Here is a 3,004-nt window from a genome sequence, read left to right as displayed (position 1 = left end):
ATAATATAGAAATGAAAGGAGGATAGAAATGGAAAAACTAACTGTTAAGGAAGTAGCCAAAGATATGAACGTGGATGTTAAGACCTTAAGAGCAGGCCTTGAACAGGGGATATTCCCATTCGGAGTTGCCATAAAAAGGCACAGGATGACATATCACATCTGGAAGGAGAAGTATGAAGCCTGGAAGGAAAAGTATGAAACCTACAAGGAAGATAACAATGAAAAACAATGAGAATAAACAGGTGGAAGATATTTAAAAATAAATCAACCTTAGGAGGATGAAAATGGAAACTAAAAGACTTATAACAGAACAGGTCAAGGAAGAGATAGTAGGACTGATAATTGAGCAAGTAGTTAAACATCAACTCGCTATTTCAAATTTTAATGATATATCATGGGAGGTTGTTAAACATCTTGAAGATAATGCAGTAATGGGAGTAGATCTCTCAGAGATGAAAGATTTAACCATGGTGAGTCAATTCTTATATACAGGCGAAGTCAAGGCATTAGAGAAGAGAGTAGCTGCCCTTGAATTACAGGTTCAAGAACAGCTCAGAGTAGAAAAATTAGATGGCAAAAAAGTGATTGAACTTGTTCTTAATGAAATGGGAAGAGATATTAATCGTTAAGCCAGTCGTGATAAATTTCTAAGATGTCCAAAAAATAGTCATCGCTTACCCTGGTTAATAATATTGCGGCAGCCACTACACCAGAAGATTGAGTCAGATCTAATTTTTGCTTCAATTCTTCTAATTGTTTTTCGGCATTAGCAAGTCTTTTTTCTTCAAATTTTTTAGCATGATTAGCATCATAGTATTTTCTAAATGTATCAAAGTTTTTCATAATAATCACCTCCTTTACTAGATGTTGTGTTTGAAGGAGTACGCTTCACCTTAACTATACCACATACGGAGGGGAGTATACATGCTGTTTGGTAAAAAAGTAGAAATAATTAGAAAAAAAAGGAAATTATCTTATGGAAAGTTGGCAGAGTTAAGTGGGATATCGTCACGAAGCTACATTAGAAACATTGAAAATGGCATTGTTGCTGATCCAGCACTTAGGACGGTGATGAAGCTAGCCAAGGGATTGGGTGTAAGTATAGGTGAATTGTTGGGAGATGTTGATATTAAGGATTAGAAGGAGGTAGGTTGATGAAAGTAGACAAACGTAAGTTGGCAGCTGCATGGCTCATGTGGTCCCTGGCCCTTATGATCCTGACTGTCATAGCAACTCAAGCCCTGGCACAGCCGGAGGAAATTATAAGGGTTGAATACATCGTCATGGGTCCAGAGGAGTATGAAGAGACTCACGCACCGGAGGTTATTGATCCAGATAAAACCCTCCTGGGAGAGTATACAGTGACCGCTTACTGCGGATGTGAAGTCTGTTGCGGAGAGTGGGCGGACAAGAGACCACTTGATGAAGATGGTAACCAAATTGTATATGGAGCTTATGGGATAGAGTTGACTCCGAATTATAGCGTAGCCTCAAGCCTACCAGAAGGCACCAGAATCGAGATAGAAGGGTTAGGCATACATCAGGTCGAAGACAAGACCGCAAACTGGATTTCGAGCAAATACGAGGGCAAAATCATAGATCTGTATATGGGTAACGACGAGGACGCTCACCAGAGAGCATTGGAGTGGGGGAAGCAGACGCTAAAAGTATGGGAGGTTGAAGAAGAAAGTGAAATTGAAATGACACAGGAAGAACAACTGCATCCGGCTGCAGAACTATCTGGCGATGTAGTAACCGAACCTACAAATAATAAACTACACGCAACGATTGATGTTAACCGTGGTGAGGGTGAATCAATATCAGATATTTTGAGACGTGTATTTTCGGTGGAAGAAAGTGATATCGAGGATGAAAAAAACAAGGATAGAAAATTCCTAATTGAGAAAGCTGAGGAGTTACAGCTGCGGATCACTGACTCACAGGAGAGACTTGATCATCTACAAACTAGACTCACGGCAGAAATTGATATATACCAGGAGCTATTGGAAGAGATTCAGGAACACTTAGAAGCGTAAGGAGGTTAGGTTATGTCCACTGAGGAAACCAGAAAAGAATCATATGAGTTGATATTGCCAGAAGTTGACCAGCGTAAGAAGATGATACTGAAAATCCTTAAGAAGGGACCCATGACAGCCCACGCAATTACTGAGCAATTATGGAATAGAGGGTTGATTCCGTATTACGATAGGAATTTTGTGTCTCCGAGGCTTACTGAGCTTAGGGATATGGATGTTATTGAGGTGGTAGGTAAGAAGTTTGAGAATCGTACCAACAGAAAGGTCACGGTTTGGAAAATAAAGGAGGTTGAGCAATGATTATAAGAAGTCAGAACTTAGGAACATTGTTAGTTGCGCCAACGAGCATAAAGGTTGAGTATTCGCAGACGGTTGTTGAAGATGGAGGGGTTAGAGGTGCATGGTTCCTGGTTGCAGCAGGCGGGTTTATATTAGGTGTATATAAATCAGAAAGTAGAGCTATTGAGGAATTGGATGAGATTGAAAAGGCTATGAATAGGGGTCAAAAGAACTATGAAGTCAGAAAAGACTATTAAAAATAGCCCATTAGGACTGCCATCCTTCAGGGCTAGAGGAAAAATGATTCACTTACATTATAACAATAAAAGGAGGGATTATAAATGAATTTATTTCAAAAGATAGTGGAAGTTCGTAAAATAGCAAAAGGATTCAAAAAAGATGGTAAGGGTTATAACTACACCTATGTAACAGGAGATCAAGTGCTTGCCAAAATAAGGGACAAAATGAACGAGTTGAATCTACTTCTCATACCATCCACTAAACTAGGAGAGCATCATGTCCATAATTACAAAACAGCTAAAGGCAAGGAAGTCACCGACTTTATTGTATCTGGCGAGATGAGTTATACCTGGATAAATGGTGATAAACCTGATGAAACCATGACAGTTGATTGGGCTTATTATGGTCAGATGGATGAAATTAGTAGGGCTTATGGAAGCGCATTGACT

General features: G+C 39.5%; 8 protein-coding genes. 7 read left to right on the top strand and 1 reads right to left on the bottom strand.

The genetic code is table 11. From position 1 onward, the window contains the following. The first annotated feature begins 28 nt into the window (after positions 1-28). Positions 29-232, top strand: coding sequence for a hypothetical protein (locus ACKVDP_RS13640; RefSeq protein WP_409229452.1), 204 nt, complete (start codon positions 29-31; stop codon positions 230-232). 52 nt (positions 233-284) lie between these two features. Continuing rightward, entirely contained in the window at positions 285-629 is a 345-nt protein-coding gene (locus ACKVDP_RS13635; RefSeq protein ID WP_409229451.1) for a hypothetical protein, read from the top strand. Here ACKVDP_RS13635 and ACKVDP_RS13630 read toward each other — a convergent pair. Next, positions 619-843, bottom strand: coding sequence for a hypothetical protein (locus tag ACKVDP_RS13630; protein WP_409229450.1), 225 nt, complete (start codon positions 841-843; stop codon positions 619-621). The two genes, ACKVDP_RS13635 and ACKVDP_RS13630, sit on opposite strands and share 11 nt — an antisense overlap. A gap of 81 nt (positions 844-924) precedes the next feature. On the opposite strand from ACKVDP_RS13630, the gene ACKVDP_RS13625 reads away from it, so the two are divergent. From ACKVDP_RS13625 to ACKVDP_RS13605, 5 genes are all read left to right on the top strand, one after another. Next, positions 925-1,140, top strand: a complete 216-nt coding sequence (locus tag ACKVDP_RS13625) for a helix-turn-helix domain-containing protein (RefSeq protein ID WP_409229449.1) — start codon at positions 925-927, stop codon at positions 1,138-1,140. A 14-nt stretch (positions 1,141-1,154) separates the two neighbouring features. Continuing rightward, positions 1,155-2,036: a 3D domain-containing protein gene (locus ACKVDP_RS13620; protein WP_409229448.1), complete on the top strand. Its 882-nt coding sequence runs from the start codon at positions 1,155-1,157 to the stop codon at positions 2,034-2,036. Positions 2,037-2,048: 12 nt separating this feature from the next. Beyond that, positions 2,049-2,336, top strand: coding sequence for a DNA gyrase (locus ACKVDP_RS13615; protein ID WP_409229447.1), 288 nt, complete (start codon positions 2,049-2,051; stop codon positions 2,334-2,336). After that, positions 2,333-2,572, top strand: a complete 240-nt coding sequence (locus ACKVDP_RS13610; protein ID WP_409229446.1) for a hypothetical protein — start codon at positions 2,333-2,335, stop codon at positions 2,570-2,572. Before ACKVDP_RS13615 ends, ACKVDP_RS13610 begins: the two co-directional genes overlap by 4 nt. Positions 2,573-2,656: 84 nt before the next feature. After that, positions 2,657-3,004 (top strand): hypothetical protein (locus ACKVDP_RS13605; protein WP_458306253.1); only part of this gene is annotated, 348 nt, incomplete at its 3' end.

The sequence above is a fragment of the Gudongella ferriphila genome, from assembly GCF_046224405.1.
Taxonomy (GTDB): domain Bacteria; phylum Bacillota; class Clostridia; order Tissierellales; family Tissierellaceae; genus Gudongella.
The sequence above is the reverse complement of the archived record's forward strand: the minus strand, read 5'-3'. Positions and strand labels throughout refer to the sequence as shown.

Excerpts from the sequence above, each read along its gene's own strand:
- ACKVDP_RS13620 (WP_409229448.1), top strand. The coding sequence starts at position 1,155 with ATGAAAGTAGACAAACGTAAGTTGGCAGCTGCATGGCTCATGTGGTCC.
- ACKVDP_RS13625 (WP_409229449.1), top strand. The coding sequence starts at position 925 with ATGCTGTTTGGTAAAAAAGTAGAAATAATTAGAAAAAAAAGGAAATTA.
- ACKVDP_RS13630 (WP_409229450.1), bottom strand. The coding sequence starts at position 843 with ATGAAAAACTTTGATACATTTAGAAAATACTATGATGCTAATCATGCT.
- ACKVDP_RS13635 (WP_409229451.1), top strand. The coding sequence starts at position 285 with ATGGAAACTAAAAGACTTATAACAGAACAGGTCAAGGAAGAGATAGTA.
- ACKVDP_RS13615 (WP_409229447.1), top strand. The coding sequence starts at position 2,049 with ATGTCCACTGAGGAAACCAGAAAAGAATCATATGAGTTGATATTGCCA.
- ACKVDP_RS13610 (WP_409229446.1), top strand. The coding sequence starts at position 2,333 with ATGATTATAAGAAGTCAGAACTTAGGAACATTGTTAGTTGCGCCAACG.
- ACKVDP_RS13640 (WP_409229452.1), top strand. The coding sequence starts at position 29 with ATGGAAAAACTAACTGTTAAGGAAGTAGCCAAAGATATGAACGTGGAT.